Origin of the sequence: Enterobacter sp. BIDMC 30, from assembly GCF_000534355.1 — a bacterium.
GTDB lineage: Bacteria > Pseudomonadota > Gammaproteobacteria > Enterobacterales > Enterobacteriaceae > Enterobacter > Enterobacter ludwigii.
In genome coordinates this window covers 1,234,612-1,255,653 of record NZ_KI973169.1, presented here as the reverse complement: position 1 = coordinate 1,255,653, position 21,042 = coordinate 1,234,612, and the positions used below count along the sequence as shown (strand labels likewise).

Here is a 21,042-nt window from a genome sequence, read left to right as displayed (position 1 = left end):
CCTGGGCCTGATTATCGATTGTTTTGTGCTGAGCCCTGATTGCGTTTAGACGCATCCGGAACCAGACGATAAAAAGTTTCGCCCGGCTTAGTCATACTGAGTTCATTGCGTGCGCGTTCCTCAATCGCCTCTTGCCCGCCATTGAGGTCATCAATTTCAGCAAAGAGTTGATCGTTTCGCGCCTTAAGTTTGGCGTTTGTTGCCTGCTGAGCCGCGACGTCATCGCTTACCCGGCTATAGTCGTGCAGTCCGTTTTTACCGAACCACAGCGAATATTGCAGCCAGATCAGCAAAGCCAGCAACAGCAGCGTTAGTTTACCCATCCTGCCCCCTGAAAAACGGCATCATCATCCCAAAACGCCCCCAGATCTCTTTGCCGGGGTAACAGAGATGCCGCAACATCGCGGGCAAATGTACCACATTTTTTCCGCAGAATCGCCTTGCTCAATATCGTCACACAGTTGTTTACGGTTTGAATTATGGCTGAAGTTAGCCCATGAGCCACAAAAATAACAGACCAAACATCAGAACCACCGTCACAATCGTGACCACGGTACTGTAAAGAAGTTTGCCGTTAAGCAGCGAGTGCAGCGCAATACCGACGACAACTGCCACAGGCATCAGCGCCAGGAAGAAAGGCCAGGTATAGAGAAAGAAGAACAGCGTATTACCGCCGTAGATAAGAAAAGGGATGCCCAGGGCCAACAACCACGAGACGAAGCCGACTATGGCCCCAGGAAAGGACCAGGTCGTCTCGTCGTCGGTCGCTAACGGCTCCGACCCGGTGGTAATAATGTAGTTCTCACTGTTGCGCATAGCTGATCCTGTGACCGTGACTCATCGTTCGGGAAGACAGCTCCCGAACGATACCGTCTCAGGATCTGATAATATCGTCCCGTCTGAGCAGGTCTAATAATTGGCTTACTAAATTTGTTACCAATTGTTGACCTTCCAGGTGAATTTCAGGCGATTCAGGCGCTTCGTACACCGAGTCAATGCCGGTGAAGTTTCGCAGCTCTCCCGCACGCGCTTTCTTATACAGCCCTTTGGGATCGCGCGCTTCGCAAATTTCCAGCGGCGTATCGACAAACACTTCGATAAAGCGATCCTGCCCGACGCGCTCGCGCACCATCTGGCGTTCGGCACGATGCGGTGAGATAAACGCGGTCAGTACCACTAACCCGGCATCCGCCATCAGGCTGGCCACTTCCCCCACCCTGCGAATATTCTCTTTACGATCGTCGTCGCTGAAGCCCAAATCGCTGCACAGGCCGTGGCGCACATTGTCGCCATCCAGCAGGTAGGTACTAACCCCCTGCTGGTGTAGCGCCTCTTCCAGCGCGCCCGCTACTGTGGATTTACCAGAGCCGGATAGCCCGGTAAACCACAGTACCACACCACGATGACCGTGAAGTTTCTCGCGCTGCGCGACGGTGACCGGATGAGGATGCCAGACGACGTTCTCATCATGGGCGGCCATTACTTGCCTCCCAGCAGATCGCGCGCACCCCAGTGCGGGAAGTGCTTACGCACCAGCGCATTCAGCTCCAGCTCAAAAGCGCTGAACTCAGAGGCTACCGTAGCCTGTTCATTTGGCTCACGCACCATACCGGCACCCACGGTCACGTTGGAGAGGCGATCGATAAAGATCAGCCCACCCGTTACCGGGTTCTGCTGGTAGGGATCCAGCACCAGCGGCTCGTCAAAGGTCACGTCGACCAGACCAATGCCATTCAGCGGCAGTTCGGTGACGTCGCGCTGGGTCAGGTTATTGATGTCCACCTGGAACTGGATACCGTCCACGCGGGCTCGGGTTTTCTTACCCGCGATTTTAATGTCGTAGCTCTGACCGGCGGTCAGCGGTTGTTCAGCCATCCACACCACATCAACGGAAGCCCCCTGCACCGCTGCCAGCGTCTCCTGAGCGTCCACCAGCAGATCGCCGCGGCTGATATCAATTTCATCTTTCAATACCAGCGTGACCGCTTCACCCGCGCCGGCTTGCGGCAGATCGCCATCAAAGGTGACGATACGGCTGATGGTGGATTCCACACCAGACGGCAGAACTTTAACGCGCTGCCCGACCGCCACGGTGCCCGACGCGAGAGTGCCGGAGAAACCGCGGAAATCAAGGTTAGGACGGTTAACGTACTGAACCGGGAAGCGCATCGGCTGGGTGTCGACCACGCGCTGGATCTCCACGGTTTCCAGCACTTCGAGCAGCGTCGGGCCGCTATACCACGGCATGTTGGCGCTCTGGGAAGCCACGTTGTCGCCTTCCAGCGCAGAGAGCGGCACAAAGCGAATATCCAGGTTACCCGGCAGCTGTTCAGCAAACGTCAGGTAACTCTGGCGGATCTCATCAAACTTCTCTTCGCTGAAGTTCACCAGATCCATTTTGTTGACCGCCACCACCAGGTGTTTGATCCCCAGCAACGTGGAGATAAAGCTGTGGCGACGAGTCTGATCCAGTACCCCTTTACGGGCGTCAATCAGCAGGATCGCCAGTTCACAGGTAGACGCACCGGTCGCCATGTTACGGGTGTACTGCTCGTGCCCCGGGGTGTCGGCAATAATAAATTTGCGCTTCTCGGTGGAGAAATAGCGATACGCCACATCAATGGTGATGCCCTGCTCGCGCTCGGCCTGCAGGCCGTCCACCAGCAGCGCCAGGTCGAGTTTCTCGCCCTGGGTACCATGACGTTTACTGTCATTGTGCAGGGAAGAGAGCTGATCTTCGTAAATCTGTCGCGTATCGTGCAGCAGACGGCCGATCAGCGTGCTTTTCCCGTCATCGACGCTGCCGCAGGTCAGAAAGCGCAGCAGGCTTTTGTGTTGTTGCGCGTGCAGATAAGCTTCTACGCCGCCTTCATTGGCAATTTGTTGAGCAATGGTCGTGTTCATGGCGGCTCCTTAGAAATAACCCTGACGTTTCTTCAGCTCCATGGAGCCTGCCTGGTCGCGGTCAATCACGCGGCCCTGTCGCTCACTGGTGGTCGACACCAGCATCTCTTCAATGATCTCCGGCAGCGTCTGCGCACTGGACTCCACGGCACCGGTCAATGGCCAGCAGCCGAGGGTACGGAAACGCACCATCTGTTTTTTGATCACTTCGCCTGGCTGCAGGTTGATGCGATCGTCATCGATCATCATCAGCATGCCGTCACGCTCCAGCACCGGACGTTCAGCGGCCAGGTACAGCGGCACGATCTCGATATTTTCCAGATAGATGTACTGCCAGATATCCAGCTCGGTCCAGTTGGAGAGCGGGAACACGCGAATGCTTTCGCCCTTGTTGATCTGGCCGTTGTAGTTATGCCACAGCTCCGGACGCTGGTTTTTTGGATCCCAGCGGTGGAAGCGGTCGCGGAAAGAGTAGATACGCTCTTTCGCACGGGATTTTTCTTCATCACGGCGTGCGCCGCCGAAGGCCGCGTCAAAACCGTATTTGTTCAGCGCCTGCTTCAGCCCTTCGGTTTTCATGATGTCCGTGTGTTTGGCACTACCGTGCACGAACGGGTTAATGCCCATCGCCACCCCTTCCGGGTTTTTATGCACCAGCAGTTCGCAGCCGTAGGCTTTTGCCGTACGGTCGCGGAATTCATACATTTCACGGAATTTCCAGCCGGTATCAACGTGCAGCAGCGGGAACGGCAGCGTACCCGGGTAAAACGCTTTACGCGCCAGGTGTAGCATCACGCTGGAATCTTTACCGATGGAATACATCATCACCGGGTTAGAGAATTCGGCTGCCACTTCGCGGATAATATGGATACTTTCCGCTTCGAGCTGCCGCAGGTGAGTAAGTCGTTTTTGGTCCATAACCGTTCCTTAAGCCAGATTCACCACAGAGGAGCCAAACCCCTCTGAGTCTGTTGTATGTTGAAACCAGGCGAGTGTGCTGTGCAGGTGCACCACTTCCCCTACCACGATAAGCGCGGGCATAGGGGCCTCTTTCGCCAGGGTGGCAAGATCCTGTAGCGTACCGATAGCCACATGCTGATCGACGCGCGTGCCGCGAGAAATTACGGCGACCGGCGTGGTTGCCTCTCGACCGTGTTGAATAAGTTGTTCACTGATGTCCGCCGCCTTCATCGTGCCCATATAGATAGCCAGCGTCTGACGACTCTGGGCCAGATGCGACCAGTCAAACGGGGTGCTGTCCGCCTTGTAATGGCCCGTGACAAAGGTCACGCTCTGGGCATAATCGCGGTGAGTAAGCGGTATACCGGCGTAGGCCGTCACTGCGGAAGCCGCCGTGATACCCGGGACGACCTGGAACGGCACGCCCGCTTCAGCCGCCGCCTGCAGCTCTTCCCCGCCGCGACCAAAGATAAACGGGTCGCCACCTTTAAGCCGCACCACCGTTTTGCCCGCTTTTGCCGCCGCCACCAGCATCTGGTTGGTGTCATGCTGCGGTACAGAGTGCTCGCCCGCCCGTTTGCCAACGCAGATTTGTTCTGCGTCACGGCGAATCAATTCGCGCACCCCGTCGGTGACCAGATGGTCGTAGAACACCACATCGGCATCCTGAAGCACCTGCAGGCCGCGCAGGGTCAGCAGCCCGGCATCACCCGGCCCCGCACCGACCAGAATGATCTCGCCGCCGCTACTGCCAGGGTTATCCAGCTCATCTTCGAGGATCTGCTGCGCCGCCGTTTCATTTCCGGCATGCATCAGGCTGGCAAATCGGCCGCGGAACACGCGCTCCCAGAAGCGACGGCGTTCCGTCACGCTGTTCAGGCGCGTTTTCAGATGGTTGCGCCAGAAGCTCGCTTTCTCCGCCATCCGCCCAAGGCTGGTAGGCAAAAGCGCTTCGATTTTTTCCCGCAGCACGCGTGCCAGCACCGGCGCGGTCCCGCCGGAGGAGATGGCCACCAGCAATGGCGAACGGTCAACAATCGACGGGAAGATAAACGAACACAGCGGCCGATCGTCCACCACGTTCACCAGACGGTGACGGGCCTGAGCCGCCTCTGAAATACGGCGGTTGAGCTCGCGGTTGTCGGTTGCCGCAATCACCAGCACCACGGTGTCGATTTGCGACTCGTCGAAATCCGCCTCGTCGACTATCCGTACCTGCGCCCCCGCTCGCTGCAGAAACACGATTTTGCGATCGGCAACCTCACCGGTGCCGACTACCAGCACAGGTCTGTCTTTTATCGCGGCAAAAAGGGGCAGATAGTCCACAAGCTACAACTCACTAACAACAAGGAATAGTGGGACTATAGGGGGCGGCTTAGATCGAATGAAATTACGAATTGGAATGAGTAGTTACTCAATGGAATAACGCCGTGGAAAAGCAAAGATCAAAAAGTGCTTAACACGCGAATTTTCGGGCATTTAAGAGCAATTCAAATTGTGTATGGTCGATCACAGTTTCATACTAGGCGGGTTAAAATTTTGCTCTGTTTTTAAGGACTCACTATGTTTTCCGCAACGCGCCACCGTATCGCTGCCCTGGCGCTCGGCGTTTGCTTTATCCTTCCGGCCCAGGCAAAAAATCAGCCCTATGGTGAAATCGCGAATATGCAGGCGCGGCATATTGCGACCGTCTTTCCGGGTCGTATGACCGGCACGCCAGCGGAAATGCTTTCCGCCGATTATATTCGCCAGCAATTTGCTGACATGGGTTACCAGAGCGATATTCGATCGTTTCACAGCCGCTACGTCTATACCTCGCGCAATAAAACAAAAAACTGGCACAACGTGACCGGCAGTACGGTCATTGCGGCGCATGAAGGTAGCGCGGCGGAACAGATCATTATCATGGCGCACCTGGACACCTACGCGCCAATGAGCGACGCCGATACCGACAATAATCTCGGCGGGCTGACGTTACAGGGGCTGGACGATAACGCGGCGGGTCTGGGTGTGATGCTCGAACTGGCAGAGCGAATGAAAGACATTCCAACCCAATACGGGATCCGTTTCGTTGCCACCAGCGGTGAAGAAGAGGGAAAACTTGGCGCGGAGAATCTCCTGAAACGCATGAGTGCCGAGGAGAGGAAAAATACGCTGCTGGTGATTAACCTCGATAACCTGATCGTCGGCGATAAGCTCTATTTCAACAGCGGACAGAGTACGCCGGGTACCGTGCGTAAACTGACGCGCGACCGCGCGCTGGCGATTGCCCGCAGCCATGGGGTGTATGCCACCAGCAACCCGGGCGGGAATCCCGACTATCCTCGCGGAACCGGCTGCTGTAACGATGGTGAAGTGTTCGATAAAGCGGGCATTCCTGTTCTGTACGTGGAAGCCACTAACTGGATGCTGGGTAAGAAAGACGGTTATCAGCAGCGGGTGAAATCGAAGGCTTTCCCGGACGGGACGAGCTGGCATAACGTGCTGCTGGATAATCAGCAGCATATTGATAGCGCACTGCCGCAGCGGATTGAACACCGCAGTCGGGATGTGGTTAAAGTGATGCTGCCGCTGGTGAAAGAGCTGGCAAAAGCAGGGAAAGCGTAGAACAGAACATGTCCCTCACCCTTTGTAAGAGGGTGAGGGAAAAGGGAACAGAATTTACCCTTCGTGCAATCCGCACTCGCGCTTGAGTCCAAAGAATCGCGTCTCTTCTTCCGCCATGCCCGGTTCCCATTTACGCGTGGTATGGGTATCGCCCACTGACAGATAACCCTGGTCCCAGAGCGGGTGGTATTTCAGTCCGTGTTTTTGCAGGTACTGGTAAACCGTACGGTTATCCCAGTCGATGATCGGCAGCACTTTAAACACCCCGCGCTGAACCGCCAGCACCGGGAGCGTGGCGCGGCTTCCGGACTGCTCGCGGCGTAACCCCGCAAACCAGGTCTGCGCGTTAAGCTCTTTCAGCGCCCGGTTCATCGGCTCGACCTTGTTGATCTCATTGTATTTCTCAATGCCCTCAACACCCTGTTCCCACAGCTTGCCATACCGCGCCTCCTGCCAGGCCGCGCTTTGCTCCGCGCGGTAGACTTTCAGGTTCAGCCCGAGCTTGTCCGTCAGCTCATCGATAAACTGGTAGGTTTCCGGGAACAGGTAGCCGGTATCGGTCAGGATCACCGGAATGTCCGGACGAATCTGGTTCACCAGATGCAAACTCACCGCAGCCTGAATACCAAAACTTGACGAGAGCACATAATCACCCGGCAGGTTTTCCAGGGCCCATGCCACGCGGCCTTCGGCGTCGAGCTTTTCAAGCTGCGCATTGGTTTCTGCCAGCGCCAGAATGCGATCGACTTTTGGCAGTTCATTTAGGGCGTTTAGATCGAGTACGGACATAATTACCTCTCGTGTTTACTCCCAGAAATCCCTTGCGGGATCGAGCACCGGGCGAATAATGCCCGCACGCACCGTAAAGTCGCCGAAGCCTTCACCCGCTTCGCGCTCTTTCGCCCAGCGCCCGACAAGCTCGTCGATAGAATCAAGAATTTCCGGCTCGGTGATGTTCTCACGGAACATGCGCGGAATACGCGTTCCGATACGGTTACCGCCGAGGTGCAGGTTATAGCGACCCGGCGCTTTACCCACCAGACCCAGCTCGGCCAGCATCGCACGGCCACAGCCGTTCGGGCAGCCGGTGACACGCATAACAATATGCTCGTCCGGAATACCGTGTTTTTCCAGAATCGCTTCCACCTTATCGGTGAATGACGGCAGGAAACGCTCTGCTTCCGCCATCGCCAGCGGGCAGGTCGGGAACGACACGCAGGCCATGGAGTTTTCACGCTGAGGCTTCACCGCGTCCATCAACCCATGGTCGCGCGCCAGTTTCTCAATCTTCGCTTTCTGGCTTTCCGGCACGCCGGCAACGATCAGGTTCTGGTTAGCGGTGATACGGAATTCACCTTTATGGATCTTCGCAATTTCCAGCAGACCGGTTTTCAGCGGGCGGCCCGGATAATCAAGAATACGGCCGTTTTCAATAAACAGCGTCAGGTGCCATTTATTGTCGATGCCTTTAACCCAGCCAATACGATCGCCACGTCCCGTAAATTCATACGGACGGATCGGCTCAAACTTAATCCCCGCGCGACGCTCCACTTCCGCTTTGAACGTCTCTACGCCCACGCGCTCCAGGGTGTATTTGGTTTTCGCGTTTTTACGGTCCGTACGGTTACCCCAGTCGCGCTGCGTGGTGACAACCGCTTCAGCCACGGCCAGCGTGTGCTCCAGCGGCAGGAAACCAAACTCGCTTGCGGTACGGGCATAGGTTTTCTTGTTACCGTGTTCGATGGAGAGACCGCCGCCCACCAGCAGGTTAAAGCCCACCAGCTTGCCATTTTCGGCAATCGCCACGAAGTTCATGTCGTTGGCGTGCAGATCGATATCGTTCTGCGGCGGGATCACCACGGTGGTTTTGAACTTACGCGGCAGATAGGTCTGGCCGAGGATCGGTTCTTCGTCGGTGGTGGCCACTTTTTCCTGATCGAGCCAGATCTCCGCATAGGCGCGGGTGCGTGGCAGCAGGTGCTCAGAGATCTTCTTCGCCCACTCATAGGCTTCGGCGTGCAGCTCGGACTCGTACGGGTTCGAGGTGCAGAGCACGTTACGGTTCATGTCGTTGGCCGTGGCCAGCGCGTCCAGCCCGACAGAGTGCAGCATCTGGTGTACCGGCTTCACGTTCTTCTTCAGAATGCCGTGGAACTGGAAGGTCTGACGGTTGGTCAGACGGATGCTGCCATAAAGGGTATTTTCACCCGCAAACTTATCGATCGCCTGCCACTGTTTCGTGGTGATCACCCCGCCCGGAAGACGGCAGCGCAGCAGCATCGCATGACGCGGCTCCAGCTTCTGTTCTGCACGTTCGGCGCGGATATCACGGTCATCCTGCTGATACATACCGTGGAAACGGATCAGCAGAAAGTTGTCGCCTTTAAAGCCGCCGGTGAGACCGTCATTCAGATCTTCAGCAATGGTGCCGCGCAGATAGTTGCTTTCCAGCTTCATGCGCTCGGCGTCTGTCAGTTTACCTTCGACCACCAGTGGCCCTGGATGTTTTTCGCTCATTAGTAGACATCTCGCTGATAACGGCGCTCAACGCGCAGCTCACTTAAAAATTCATCCGCCGTTTCGGCATCCATACCGCCGAATTCGGCAATCACTTCCAGCAATGCCTGCTCAACGTCTTTCGCCATGCGATTGGCGTCGCCGCAGACATAAATGTGGGCACCGTCATTGATCCAGCGCCACAGCTCTGCGCCCTGTTCGCGCAGTTTGTCTTGTACGTATACTTTTTCTTGCTGATCGCGGGACCAGGCCAGGTCGATGCGCGTCAGGACGCCTTCTTTGACGTAACGCTGCCACTCAACCTGGTAGAGGAAATCTTCCGTAAAGTGCGGGTTGCCGAAGAACAACCAGTTTTTACCCGGCGCCTCATCTGCAGCGCGCTGCTGCATAAAGGCGCGGAATGGTGCAATACCGGTACCCGGCCCAATCATGATGACCGGTGTTTCCGGGTTCGCAGGCAGACGGAAGTTGTCGTTGTGCTCGATAAACACGCGCACTTCACCGTCTTCCTCCACGCGATCGGCCAGGAAGCTTGATGCCCCGCCCGCACGGGCACGGCCTTCGATGTCATAACGCACCACGCCCACGGTGATATGCACTTCGCTCTCCACTTCGGCCTGCGAAGAGGCAATGGAGTAGAGGCGCGGCGTCAGCGGACGCAGCAGGCCAATGAGCGCATCCGCATCCAGCTGTGCCGGAGAGAAACGCACCATATCGACAATCGGCGTCGTCGCGGCGTAATGCTGCAGCTTCGCCTTATCCCCCACCAGAGGCAGCAGCGATTCACTGCGCGTTAAGGTGGCGTAATTTTCAACGATGTTTGGCGTGTTGACCGTCAGCTCGAAATGCCACTGCAGCGCCTCAGAGAGCGGCTGCGTGTTACCGTCGACGGTGACAGGCTCATCCCCTTTCAGCCACAGCAGTTCGACCAGTTCTTTAACCAGCGCCGGATCGTTCTGGTACCAGATCCCAAGTGCATCGCCCGGCTGGTAACGCAGACCGGAATCACCGAGATCGATTTCAATATGCCGCACGTCTTTCTCAGAGGCGCGACCGGTAATTTTCTGATTAACCGCCAGGCTCGCTGCCAGCGGTGCCTCTTTGGTAAACGGGCTGGTGTGAATATCATTGACTGCACCCGCCGCGGTGACGGCAGCCTGCGCTGGCGTCTCTTTTGGCACGCGCGCTTTCAGCACGTCAACGATGCGCGCACGCCATTCAGCGGCTGCGGTCTGGTATTCCACATCCGCATCAACGCGGTCCAGCAGGCGCTCAGCGCCCAGTTCCGCCAGTTTGCTGTCGAAATCTTTACCGGACTGGCAGAAAAATTCGTAGGAGGTGTCACCCAGGCCAAACACGGCAAACGCCGTCCCGTTCAGTTTTGGGGCTTTTTTCGAGAACAGGAACTTATGCAGGGCTACCGCTTCTTCAGCCGGCTCACCCTCACCCTGGGTTGAAGCCACCACCACCAGCAGTTTTTCGGACGCGATCTGTTTGAATTTATAGTCCCCGGCGTTCACCAGGTTCACGTTCAGTTTGGCGGCCAGCAGGTCGTCGCGCAGCGCTTCGGCCACACGGCGAGCATTGCCCGTCTGCGAGGCAGAAATAAGCGTAATCGCCGGAATTTCTACCGCAGTTGCCGGTGCAGCAGCCACAGCGCCCGGTTGCTGGTTAAGCATTCCCCAGAAATAGCCGGAGACCCAGGCAAGCTGGGTGGGAGAAAAATCAGAGGTGGCAGCCTGAAGGCGCGCCAGTTGCTCCGGGTTCAGGGGAAGCAAATTTGAAGGTGGGGCCTGTGTTGTCATGCGTCGTTATGTTCCAGTAGCCAAGCGGACTTTAAGCGAATAAATCCAAACTGAAGATAAGGTTAACGGCGAGGATAATAACAATTAAAGAAGGGATGGAAATAATAAATAACCAAATGGACTAACCTGTTTTAGTTATCGTTCTTAACGATAAAAACGATTAACCAAACCATTGAAATTTAAGCATAAAACAGTTGTCTTTTCTCGTATGCACCACGTTGCAGCAACAGAGCCGTTTTAGTTAATGATAAAAATTGTGCTTTCCGGTACTATGCGGCGGTTTTTTCCGCATTACTGAGAGCAATAATGTCCACCACACTGTTTAAAGATTTCACCTTCGAAGCCGCCCACCACCTTCCGCATGTTCCTGAAGGGCATAAATGTGGCCGTCTGCACGGGCACTCGTTTATGGTGCGTCTTGAGATAACCGGTGACGTCGATCCGCATACCGGTTGGATCATGGACTTTGCCGAGCTGAAGGCGGCATTCAAACCGACCTACGATCGTCTGGATCACTACTATCTGAATGATATCCCGGGCCTTGAAAACCCGACCAGTGAAGTGCTGGCTAAATGGATTTGGGATCAGATGAAACCGCAGGTGCCTCTGCTGAGCGCGGTGATGATCAAAGAGACCTGCACCGCGGGCTGTATCTATCGTGGTGAGTAAAAAAAGCCCGGAATATCCGGGCTTTTTTTTAGGCGATGTTCAGGTACTTGTGCGTCTGCATCGACAGCCGCCAGTTGCGGGCAATACAGGTTTCAATACACAGGCGCGTGGCATCCTCTTTCTGGCTGATAGGCTGCAGCGCGATGATCCGCTGCTTTTCATCCGTCAGCGTGGCGAGCAGTTCATCCAGCGCTTCGATATCACGCACGCGGCCAACCGGGTGTTTAATCTCATCAGCACGCTCCAGCGCCTGAGAGAGAACATCGTAACCGCCGCGCATGTTAACTTTCGGCGAAACCGTCACCCAGGTGGTGTGAGAACAGCGCACTTCATGCGTGCCGCTGGTTTCAATCTGACAGCTGTAGCCGTTCTTTTCGAGCAGCTCGGTCAGCGGCGTCAGGTCGTGGATGCAGGGTTCACCCCCGGTAATCACCACATGGCGCGCCGTCCAGCCCTGACGGCCAATGATCGCCAGCAGATCTTCTGCACTTCCCGCGCCCCACTTATCGCTCTCTTTGGTTTTAGCCAGAATGCTAAACAGCGACACTTCCCGATCTGCGAGTTTATCCCACGTATGTTTGGTATCACACCAGGCACAGCCAACCGGGCATCCCTGTAATCGAATAAAGATGGCGGGAACGCCGGTAAAGTAACCCTCGCCTTGCAGGGTCTGGAACATCTCGTTAATCGGGTACTGCATAGTCATCTCAGTTAAGGGGATAAACGATAAGTATCGCAGATCCCCGTCAGATGGTCATGCTCCATCGGTGCTTTGAGCGCCAATCGCTGCCATAAACCGCGCAGTAATTTGCTGTGGACGGGTGATGGCCCCGCCGACAACGACCATAAAGGCACCAAGTTCCAGGCACCTCGCCGCCCGTTCAGGTGTGTCAACATTGCCTTCGGCCACCACGGGGATGTCGACGGCAGCCAGCACCTCTTTCAGAAACGCGCAGTCATTGTCCGGTAGCGCATGGCCTGCGGTTTCTGCCGTATAACCGTAAAGCGTGGTCCCCACACAATCAAAACCCAGCGCCTGCGCCGTCACGGCCTCTTCTGTTGTGGAAATATCCGCCATCAGGCGTACCGACGGGTACCGTGTGCGGATATGCGCGACCAGCGTCGCCAGGTCTTCGCCGCCAGGGCGCTGTCGCGCAGTCGCATCCAGGGCAATGATTTCCGGAGAAACCGTCATCAGCTCATCCACCTCTTTCATCGTGGCGGTGATAAACACCTCACTATCCGGATAATCGCGTTTGATGATGCCGATAACCGGCAGAACTACCTGCTGCTTGATGGCTTCGATATCCACCACGCTATTGGCACGGATCGCTGCCGCACCACCCTGCGCGGCGGCCAGCGCCATTCGTGACATAATAAACGCGCTATGCAGAGGTTCATTCTCCAGCGCCTGGCAGGAGACGACCAGTTTTCCCTTCAGGTTATCCAGTACAGTTTTCATTACGATAAGATCTCTTCCACTTCGTTTTTAATAATCGTCACATGCGGCCCATAAATGACCTGAACACCGTTGCCGCGGACGATAACGCCGCGCGCGCCGGTCGCTTTCAGCGCCGATTCATTCACTTTGCTGCCATCCTTCACCGTGACGCGAAGACGCGTCGCGCAGCAGTCCACCTCTTCGAGATTGTCTTTGCCACCTAACCCGGCGATCACCGCAACGGCACGCTCGCTCTGCGAAAAGGTCACTTCATCCGCCATTGCCTCTTTCTCACGCCCCGGCGTGGCAAAATCAAAGCGATTAATCAGATAGCGGAACGTAAAGTAGTAGAGGAAGAACCACGGCACCCCTACCAGCGGCACGAACATCCAGTGGGTTTTGGCCTCGCCCTGGAGAATGCCGAACAGCACGAAGTCGATAAAACCGCCTGAGAAAGTTTGCCCGATAGTGATATGTAAAATATGGGCGAGCATAAACGCCAGCCCGTCAAACAGGGCGTGAATGACGTACAGCACAGGTGCAACAAAAAGGAATGAGAACTCAATAGGTTCAGTAATCCCCGTCAGGAACGAGGTCAATGCCGCCGAAAGTAACAGCCCCGCGACGCGTTTTTTGTTCTCCGGCTTTGCCGTGTGGTACATCGCGAGGCAGGCACCCAGCAGACCAAACATCATCGTGATGAAGCGTCCGGACATGAAGCGCGACGTGCCTTCATAAAACTGGCGTGTTGTCGGGTCAGCAAGCTGGGCGAAGAAGATCCGCTGTGTACCTTCGACAAGCTGACCGTTAACGATCTCGCTGCCGCCAAGCGCTGTCGTCCAGAAGGGAAGATAGAAGATGTGGTGTAAACCAAACGGCCCGAGCATGCGCAAAATGAAACCGTACAGCATCGTCCCCAGATAACCGGTGGCATCCACAAGCCCGCCCAGACCGAAGATCAGCTTCTGGAAATGCGGCCAGATGACGGTCATTAATGCCCCGACAAGTATTGCCGCCAGCGAGCTGACGATCGGTACAAAACGTGAACCGCCAAAGAAACCCAGGAACTGCGGAAGCGCGATTTTATTGAACCGATGATGTAACGCGCAGGTCACGAGCCCGATGACGACGCCACCAAATACGCCGGTTTCCAGCGTCTGGATCCCCAGCGTCATTCCCTGCCCTACGGCACCCGGGTTCTCAAGCGCCAGTTTTCCGGTCAGGATCAGCAGCGCATTGATGGTGGCATTCATCACCAGAAAAGCGAGCAATGCCGCCAGCCCTGCGGTTCCTTTGTCATTTTTTGCCAGCCCGACGGCGACCCCGACAGCAAACAGCACCGAGAGGTTGGCGAACACAATCGAACCGGCACTGCTCATAATGGTAAAGATGGCCTGTAGCCACGCGACATCTAAAAACGGGTAGGCCGTGAGGGTATTGGGGTTTGATAACGCGCCTCCAATCCCCAGCAACAAACCCGCCGCGGGCAAGACGGCGATGGGCAACATAAATGATTTGCCAAAGCGCTGCGCTTTCTCAAACCATCCGCCAGAAGAAGCCCCACTGAACATTTGCATCATTTTTTCATCCCCTCGTGTATAGATGAAAATTTTTACCACATTAATTATTAATAGTGAAAATTATCATCAATAACCAGGATGACGATCATACTTTTTCGAAATGACTGGCATCTTTCCCCCGCTTTCCGCCACACTAGTCGACAGAAGAATGCATTAAGGATCTCGCATGTCAGACCATGAAAACCTGCTGCTGAAGCTACGCCAGGAGGCTTCCGGGTACAGCCCAACGCAACGAAAACTGGGTGAGTTTGTCCTCAACGATCCTGCCCGGGTGCTTTACCTGACGATCACTGAGCTGGCGCGCGAAAGTCATACCAGCGAGGCCAGCGTGACGCGTCTTTGCCGCACACTGGGCTGTAAGGGGTACACGGAATTCAAAATGGCGCTTGCGCTGGACATTCAGCAGGGTCAGCCAGAGCGTCAGGCCGGCGATGAAATTGATAGCGTAGTGGAAGAGTCTGTACAGGCTCTGCAGGATACCGCCAGACTGCTCGACAGAGCACTGCTGGAAAAGGCGGCACAGGCGCTGCATCAGGCGCAGTCAGTCCAGATTTATGGGGTCGCTGCCAGTGCGATCCTCGGCGAGTATCTGCATTATAAGCTGTTGCGCCTGGGCAAACCTGTGCAGCTCTTCAGCGATATGCACCGTGCAGCCATGAATGCGACCACCCTCTCTAAAGCGTCGCTGGTGGTAGCCATCTCCAGTTCAGGCTCAACACGGGATTTACTTCACGTCGTAAAACTTGCGCGCAAACGTGGCGTCCCCGTGCTGGCGCTCAGCAATACGCCGCGTAGCCCGCTGGCGTCCCTTAGCGATATGCTACTGGTTGCAGCCAAACCCGAGGGGCCGCTTAGCGCAGGCGCACTCAATGCCAAAGTGGGTGTTATGCTGCTGGTCGAGTTGCTTACCCACTCCCTTATTGCAATAGACGGTCATTACGGCGAGGTCAGCCAACAAACCGCCAGCGCAACGCTTCCTCTGTTGCTGTAAAAAACCTTCGCAGGCTATATATCAATAGCCTGCGAGTTCGTTATTTTAAGTGTACTTAAGCATCCGTTAAATTATTTACCGCATCAATGAATGATGTTACAAAGTATTTTTATAATTACATTTTGACTTAATATCCCCACGACACAGGAAGCACGTTTATAATATACAAATCAGTAAGTTAAAATAAATATCTTGATAAATTGAATTTTCTTCCCTCCTGCAATGTCCAATCTCATCCCCTGAATTCCTTACCTTAAAATAAGCTTAAGAAACGGTAAGGCTGGCCATTTTTTTATTTAAACGCCGTTTACTTTCGCCCGCCTACAATCCGCCTCATCAATCATAATGAGACGGTATCAATGAAAACCTTACTGATTACAGGCGTGACCGGATTTCTGGGTGGTGCAGTACTTGAAAAAATCCTGACCGGCGAGAGCGCCGTAAATTTACTTCTGCTTGCGCGCGCCAGCGACCCGCAAGGTGGGCTGGCGCGAGTGCAGGAGAATATGCGTAAGTTCAACGTGCCTGAGCATGCACTGGCCTCGCTGAGCGTGGAGAATATCCTCATTGGCGATCTCAGCCAGCCGGAAGCCTTCCTGAACGATCCGCGTCTTGAACAGGTGACGCATGTCGTTAACTGCGCGGCCGTCGCGTCGTTTGGCAACAACCCGCTTATCTGGAAGGTGAACGTCGAGGGAACCCTGGCGCTGGCGCGCCGCATGAAACGGGTGTCGACCCTACAGCGCTTCCTGCACGTTGGCACGGCGATGTCCTGTACGCCGGAGCAGGATTCGCTGGTCGCCGAAAGTGCAGAATTCAGAGAGAACGCCGAGCATCTGGTGGAATATACCTATTCGAAATCCACCATTGAACAGCTGATGCGCCAGCACTGTCCTGACCTGCCGCTGCTCATCGCCCGCCCGTCTATCGTCGTCGGCCATACCCGTCACGGTTGCACGCCTTCAAGCAGTATTTTCTGGGTCTTTAGCATGGGGTTAATGCTGCAAAAATTCATGTGTTCGATGGAAGACAAAATCGATGTCGTTCCGGTGGATTATTGTGCCGACGCGCTGTTAATGCTGCTTACCAGTGATGCACGTTCAGGGGAAGTGGTACATATTTCTGCCGGGGAAGAGAACAGCGTTCGCTTTGCTGATATTGATAAGGCAATGGCGCAGGCGCTGGAGAAAGCCCCTGTCGGAGATCGATACGCTCAGGTGAGTTACGAAACGCTGGTCAGAATGCGCCGCGAACTGAAGGATATTTTTGGGCCGTGCAACGAGCGCCTGATGCTGAAAGCAATGCGTTTATACGGTGCTTTTGCCACACTCAACGTGCGCTTCAGCAATGATAAGCTGCTTAGCATGGGCATGCCTAAGCCACCCCGCTTTACGGACTATATTGCCCGCTGCGTGCAAACCACTCAGGGGCTGACCATTCCGGAACAAATGGCGGTCGATTTTAAATAGCCAAAAAAAATGCCAGTCTTACGACTGGCATTTTCATTTTAAGGCTTAGCGATTATGCCTGGCCTTTGATCTCTTTACGACCGTTGTATGGTGCTTTTTCGCCCAGTGCTTCTTCGATACGAATCAGCTGGTTGTATTTAGCAACACGGTCAGAACGGCTCATAGAACCGGTCTTGATCTGGCCAGCCGCGGTACCAACAGCCAGGTCAGCGATGGTAGCGTCTTCAGTTTCGCCAGAACGGTGAGAGATAACAGCGGTGTAGCCAGCGTCTTTCGCCATTTTGATCGCAGCCAGCGTTTCGGTCAGAGAACCGATCTGGTTGAATTTGATCAGGATGGAGTTAACGATGCCTTTCTCGATGCCTTCTTTCAGGATCTTGGTGTTGGTTACGAACAGGTCGTCACCCACCAGCTGGATTTTGTCGCCCAGTACTTTAGTCTGGTATGCGAAGCCATCCCAGTCAGACTCGTCCAGACCGTCTTCGATAGAAACGATTGGGTACTGTTTAGTCAGGTCTTCCAGGAAGTGAGTGAACTCTTCAGAGGTGAACGCTTTGTTGCCTTCGCCAGCCAGAACGTATTTACCGTCTTTGTAGAATTCAGACGCTGCACAGTCCATCGCCAGAGTGATGTCTTTGCCCAGCTCGTAGCCTGCTGCTTTAACCGCTTCAGCGATAACAGCCAGTGCTTCTGCGTTAGAACCCAGGTTTGGCGCATAGCCACCTTCGTCACCAACAGCCGTGTTCATACCTTTAGCTTTCAGAACTTTAGCCAGGTTGTGGAACACTTCAGAACCCATACGTACTGCTTCTTTCAGGGATTTCGCGCCAACTGGCTGAATCATAAATTCCTGAATATCAACGTTGTTGTCTGCGTGCTCACCACCGTTGATGATGTTCATCATCGGTACAGGCATGGAGTATTTGCCTGGAGTGCCGTTCAGTTCAGCGATGTGTTCGAATAGTGGCATACCTTTAGCAGCCGCTGCAGCTTTGGCGTTCGCCAGGGAAACGGCCAGGATTGCGTTAGCACCGAAGTTAGATTTGTTTTCAGTACCGTCCAGATCGATCATGATCTTGTCGATGCCAGCCTGGTCTTTAGCGTCTTTGCCAATGATTGCCTGAGCAATAGGGCCGTTTACGGCGCCAACAGCTTTCAGTACGCCTTTGCCCATGAAACGGGATTTGTCGCCATCGCGCAGTTCCAGCGCTTCGCGGGAACCAGTAGAAGCACCTGACGGAGCAGCTGCCATACCGACGAAACCACCTTCCAGGTGAACTTCGGCTTCAACGGTCGGGTTACCACGGGAGTCGATGATTTCACGACCGATGACTTTAACGATTTTGGACATTAGATTTTCCTCAGTACAAGTTAAACTAAAACTCCAGACAAACAACGCGTACCAGGGGTACGCGTTGCCGTTCTAACTTTTTTTTACTTCGCCTGACGCTTCTGGTAATCGCTGGCGGCTTTCACAAAGCCTGCAAACAGCGGATGCCCGTCACGTGGCGTTGAAGTAAATTCCGGGTGGAACTGGCAGGCGACAAACCACGGATGGTTTGGCACTTCGATGATCTCGACTAACTGATCATCCCCGGAGCGGCCCGCAACACGCAGACCCGCAGCTTCAATTTGTTTCAACAACATGTTGTTGACTTCATAGCGGTGACGGTGACGTTCGGTGATAACCGGCTCGCCATACAGCTTGCGAACGACGCTATCGTCGGACAGTTGGCAGGCCTGTGCGCCAAGACGCATCGTGCCACCCAGGTCGCTCTTCTCGGTACGGACTTCGACGTTACCTTCTTCGTCGCGCCATTCAGTGATAAGCGCCACGACAGGGTACTTACAGTCTGGCACAAATTCCGTAGAGTTCGCGTTTTCCATTCCCGCTACGTTGCGCGCAAATTCGATCAGCGCAACCTGCATACCCAGGCAGATACCGAGGTATGGAATATTGTTTTCACGCGCATAGCGTGCGGTGGCGATCTTGCCTTCTACACCACGGTAGCCGAAGCCGCCAGGGATAAGGATTGCATCCAGATCTTTCAGAATTTCAACGCCACGCGTTTCAACATCCTGCGAATCAATCAGCTTGATGTTAACGGAGACGCGGTTCTTCAGACCACCGTGTTTCAGCGCTTCGATAACTGACTTATAGGCATCTGGCAGTTCAATGTACTTGCCAACCATGCCGATAGTCACTTCGCCAGCCGGATTCGCTTCTTCGTAAATAACCTGTTCCCATTCAGACAGGTTAGCTTCCGGACAGTTCAAGCTGAATCGTTTACAAATATAATCGTCCAGGCCCTGTGATTTCAACAGGCCCGGGATTTTATAAATGGAATCGACATCTTTCATTGAAATAACGGCTTTTTCCGGCACGTTACAGAACAATGCAATTTTCGCGCGTTCGTTCGCCGGAACCGCGCGATCGGAACGGCAAACCAGGATGTCTGGCTGAATACCGATGGAGAGCAACTCTTTAACGGAGTGCTGAGTAGGTTTGGTTTTCACTTCACCTGCGGCTGCCATATAAGGCACCAGCGTCAGGTGCATGAACAGCGCGTTTTCACGGCCAATATCAACCGCCAGCTGACGAATCGCTTCCAGGAATGGCAGGGATTCGATATCACCCACGGTACCGCCGATTTCAACCAGCACCACGTCGTGGCCTTCGCCGCCCGCAATAATGCGTTCTTTGATAGCGTTAGTGATGTGTGGGATAACCTGAACGGTAGCACCAAGATAATCACCACGGCGCTCTTTACGCAGAACGTCGGAGTAGATGCGGCCTGTCGTGAAGTTGTTACGACGGGTCATTTTAGTGCGGATGAAACGCTCGTAGTGGCCAAGATCCAGATCGGTTTCAGCGCCGTCTTCAGTAACGAACACTTCCCCGTGTTGGATTGGACTCATGGTACCCGGATCAACGTTGATGTACGGATCCAGTTTCATCATGGTCACATTGAGGCCACGGGCTTCAAGAATGGCTGCGAGGGAGGCTGCGGCAATGCCTTTACCCAGAGAGGATACGACCCCGCCGGTCACAAAAATATAGTTCGTTGTCATGCTGAACCTGAGAAGTTAGGGTGAAACGATGGAATAACCAGGACGGGAAAGTAGTATACCCGAACACGGCGAGCGCCACAAACTTTCATTCTCCGTCTCCTGTCCAGCCAATGACAAACATAAGGAGTGAGAAAATAGCCCCTTTTGGGTAAATGTTTTTGACGCAAATCAAGCGCTTGTCATTTAAAAAATCACACAAATTGCGCTTGATCGCAAAATTTCGTTAGAGATCAGTTTCCTGGCGTTTTACTTCTTGCCAGACTTCTTCCATCGCATCGAGGTCAATTCCGCTCATTTCCAGGCCGCGCGAGGCCACAATCCGCTCAACTTCGCGAAAGCGTCGTTCGAACTTAATGTTGGCTTTTTGCAGGGCGGTTTCCGCTTTTACACCCAGATGGCGAGAAAGGTTGACGGTCGCGAACAGCAAATCGCCCATCTCTTCTTCAAGCTTTGCTTCATCTACCACAGCCTGTTGCGCTTCGTGCATCACTTCGTCGATCTCTTCATGCACTTTTTCCAGCACCGGGCCAAGAGACGTCCAGTCAAAGCCAACCGCGGAGCAGCGTTTCTGAATTTTATGCGCCCGCATCAGCGCAGGCAGGTTCAGGGGAATGTCATCCAGTGCCGAGTGCTGGGATTTCTCCGCGCGCTCGGCGCTTTTAATCTGTTCCCAGCGCGCCAGCACTTCCGCGCTATCGCCTGCGGTGGCATCGCTAAAGATATGCGGATGACGGCGTTCCAGTTTGTCGCTGATGGCAGCGCAGATGTCGTCGAAGTTAAAACGCCCCTCTTCCTGCGCCATTTGCGCATAGAACACCACCTGGAACAGCAGGTCACCCAGCTCACCACGCAGGTCGTCAAAATCCTCGCGTGAAATGGCGTCCAGCACTTCATAGGTCTCTTCGAGGGTGTACGGGGCGATGGTGGCGAAAGTCTGCTCTTTGTCCCACGGGCAGCCGTTTTCCGGATCGCGCAGGCGTTTCATGATGCCAAGCAGGCGGTCAATTTGGGTCATAATTCTGTCCTG

19 protein-coding genes are annotated in these 21,042 nt (G+C 54.6%); 4 read left to right on the top strand and 15 right to left on the bottom strand.

Annotation, left to right across the window (positions count from 1 at the left end; genetic code table 11):
* Positions 1-11: 11 nt before the first annotated feature.
* The 6 genes from ftsB to cysG all read right to left on the bottom strand — a co-directional run bounded on the left by ftsB (position 12) and on the right by cysG (position 5,181).
* Positions 12-323, bottom strand: coding sequence for a cell division protein FtsB (ftsB, locus tag L466_RS16275; RefSeq protein ID WP_008499609.1), 312 nt, complete (start codon positions 321-323; stop codon positions 12-14).
* A 166-nt stretch (positions 324-489) separates the two neighbouring features.
* Positions 490-816: a DUF3561 family protein gene (locus L466_RS16280; RefSeq protein ID WP_014171396.1), complete on the bottom strand. Its 327-nt coding sequence runs from the start codon at positions 814-816 to the stop codon at positions 490-492.
* A gap of 58 nt (positions 817-874) precedes the next feature.
* Entirely contained in the window at positions 875-1,480 is a 606-nt protein-coding gene (gene cysC / locus L466_RS16285) for an adenylyl-sulfate kinase (RefSeq protein WP_014171397.1), read from the bottom strand.
* Positions 1,480-2,904, bottom strand: coding sequence for a sulfate adenylyltransferase subunit CysN (cysN, locus tag L466_RS16290; RefSeq protein WP_014171398.1), 1,425 nt, complete (start codon positions 2,902-2,904; stop codon positions 1,480-1,482). The genes cysC and cysN overlap by 1 nt, the downstream gene beginning before the upstream one ends.
* Before the next feature lie 9 nt (positions 2,905-2,913).
* Positions 2,914-3,822, bottom strand: coding sequence for a sulfate adenylyltransferase subunit CysD (gene cysD / locus L466_RS16295; RefSeq protein ID WP_022649190.1), 909 nt, complete (start codon positions 3,820-3,822; stop codon positions 2,914-2,916).
* A 9-nt stretch (positions 3,823-3,831) separates the two neighbouring features.
* Positions 3,832-5,181, bottom strand: coding sequence for a siroheme synthase CysG (gene cysG, locus L466_RS16300; protein ID WP_217493744.1), 1,350 nt, complete (start codon positions 5,179-5,181; stop codon positions 3,832-3,834).
* A gap of 246 nt (positions 5,182-5,427) precedes the next feature.
* Here cysG and L466_RS16305 point away from each other — a divergent pair, with 246 nt between their 5' ends.
* Positions 5,428-6,471 carry an aminopeptidase gene (locus tag L466_RS16305; RefSeq protein WP_032678868.1) on the top strand — a complete coding sequence of 348 codons (1,044 nt, stop codon included), beginning with the start codon at positions 5,428-5,430 and terminating at the stop codon, positions 6,469-6,471.
* A 54-nt stretch (positions 6,472-6,525) separates the two neighbouring features.
* Here L466_RS16305 and cysH read toward each other — a convergent pair whose 3' ends face one another.
* From cysH to cysJ, 3 genes are read right to left on the bottom strand one after another with little or no spacing between them, the layout of a single operon-like run.
* A complete protein-coding gene (gene cysH, locus L466_RS16310) occupies positions 6,526-7,260 on the bottom strand; it encodes a phosphoadenosine phosphosulfate reductase (RefSeq protein WP_014171401.1) in 735 nt (244 codons plus the stop codon).
* A gap of 15 nt (positions 7,261-7,275) precedes the next feature.
* On the bottom strand, positions 7,276-8,988 hold the full coding sequence (cysI, locus tag L466_RS16315) for an assimilatory sulfite reductase (NADPH) hemoprotein subunit (protein ID WP_014171402.1): 1,713 nt from the start codon (positions 8,986-8,988) through the stop codon (positions 7,276-7,278).
* Positions 8,988-10,793: an NADPH-dependent assimilatory sulfite reductase flavoprotein subunit gene (gene cysJ / locus L466_RS16320; RefSeq protein WP_014171403.1), complete on the bottom strand. Its 1,806-nt coding sequence runs from the start codon at positions 10,791-10,793 to the stop codon at positions 8,988-8,990. Before cysJ ends, cysI begins: the two co-directional genes overlap by 1 nt.
* 306 nt (positions 10,794-11,099) lie before the next feature.
* Here cysJ and queD point away from each other — a divergent pair, with 306 nt between their 5' ends.
* A complete protein-coding gene (gene queD, locus L466_RS16325) occupies positions 11,100-11,462 on the top strand; it encodes a 6-carboxytetrahydropterin synthase QueD (RefSeq protein ID WP_014171404.1) in 363 nt (120 codons plus the stop codon).
* 28 nt (positions 11,463-11,490) lie between these two features.
* Here the strand turns inward: queD and queE are convergent, their stop codons facing one another.
* From queE to L466_RS16340, 3 genes are read right to left on the bottom strand one after another with little or no spacing between them, the layout of a single operon-like run.
* The gene (gene queE / locus L466_RS16330; protein ID WP_020883810.1) at positions 11,491-12,162 is read right to left on the bottom strand and encodes a 7-carboxy-7-deazaguanine synthase QueE; all 672 of its coding nucleotides are present in this window, start codon (positions 12,160-12,162) and stop codon (positions 11,491-11,493) included.
* Between the two features lie 54 nt (positions 12,163-12,216).
* Positions 12,217-12,924, bottom strand: a complete 708-nt coding sequence (locus L466_RS16335; RefSeq protein ID WP_032678870.1) for an N-acetylmannosamine-6-phosphate 2-epimerase — start codon at positions 12,922-12,924, stop codon at positions 12,217-12,219.
* On the bottom strand, positions 12,924-14,483 hold the full coding sequence (locus tag L466_RS16340; protein ID WP_020883808.1) for a maltose/glucose-specific PTS transporter subunit IIC: 1,560 nt from the start codon (positions 14,481-14,483) through the stop codon (positions 12,924-12,926). The genes L466_RS16335 and L466_RS16340 overlap by 1 nt, the downstream gene beginning before the upstream one ends.
* A 166-nt stretch (positions 14,484-14,649) precedes the next feature.
* On the opposite strand from L466_RS16340, the gene L466_RS16345 reads away from it, so the two are divergent.
* Both L466_RS16345 and L466_RS16350 read left to right on the top strand, forming a co-directional pair.
* Entirely contained in the window at positions 14,650-15,474 is an 825-nt protein-coding gene (locus L466_RS16345; protein ID WP_020883807.1) for a MurR/RpiR family transcriptional regulator, read from the top strand.
* 359 nt (positions 15,475-15,833) lie between these two features.
* Entirely contained in the window at positions 15,834-16,943 is a 1,110-nt protein-coding gene (locus L466_RS16350; RefSeq protein WP_032680389.1) for an SDR family oxidoreductase, read from the top strand.
* A 52-nt stretch (positions 16,944-16,995) separates the two neighbouring features.
* On the opposite strand, the gene eno is transcribed toward L466_RS16350, so the two are convergent.
* The 3 genes from eno to mazG form a co-directional block, all read right to left on the bottom strand.
* Complete coding sequence (gene eno / locus L466_RS16355; protein WP_014885045.1) at positions 16,996-18,294, bottom strand: phosphopyruvate hydratase; 1,299 nt, start codon at positions 18,292-18,294, stop codon at positions 16,996-16,998.
* Positions 18,295-18,377: 83 nt separating this feature from the next.
* Positions 18,378-20,015, bottom strand: a complete 1,638-nt coding sequence (gene pyrG, locus L466_RS16360; protein WP_014171412.1) for a glutamine hydrolyzing CTP synthase — start codon at positions 20,013-20,015, stop codon at positions 18,378-18,380.
* Between the two features lie 223 nt (positions 20,016-20,238).
* Complete coding sequence (gene mazG, locus L466_RS16365; RefSeq protein WP_032680388.1) at positions 20,239-21,030, bottom strand: nucleoside triphosphate pyrophosphohydrolase; 792 nt, start codon at positions 21,028-21,030, stop codon at positions 20,239-20,241.
* Positions 21,031-21,042: the final 12 nt, after the last annotated feature.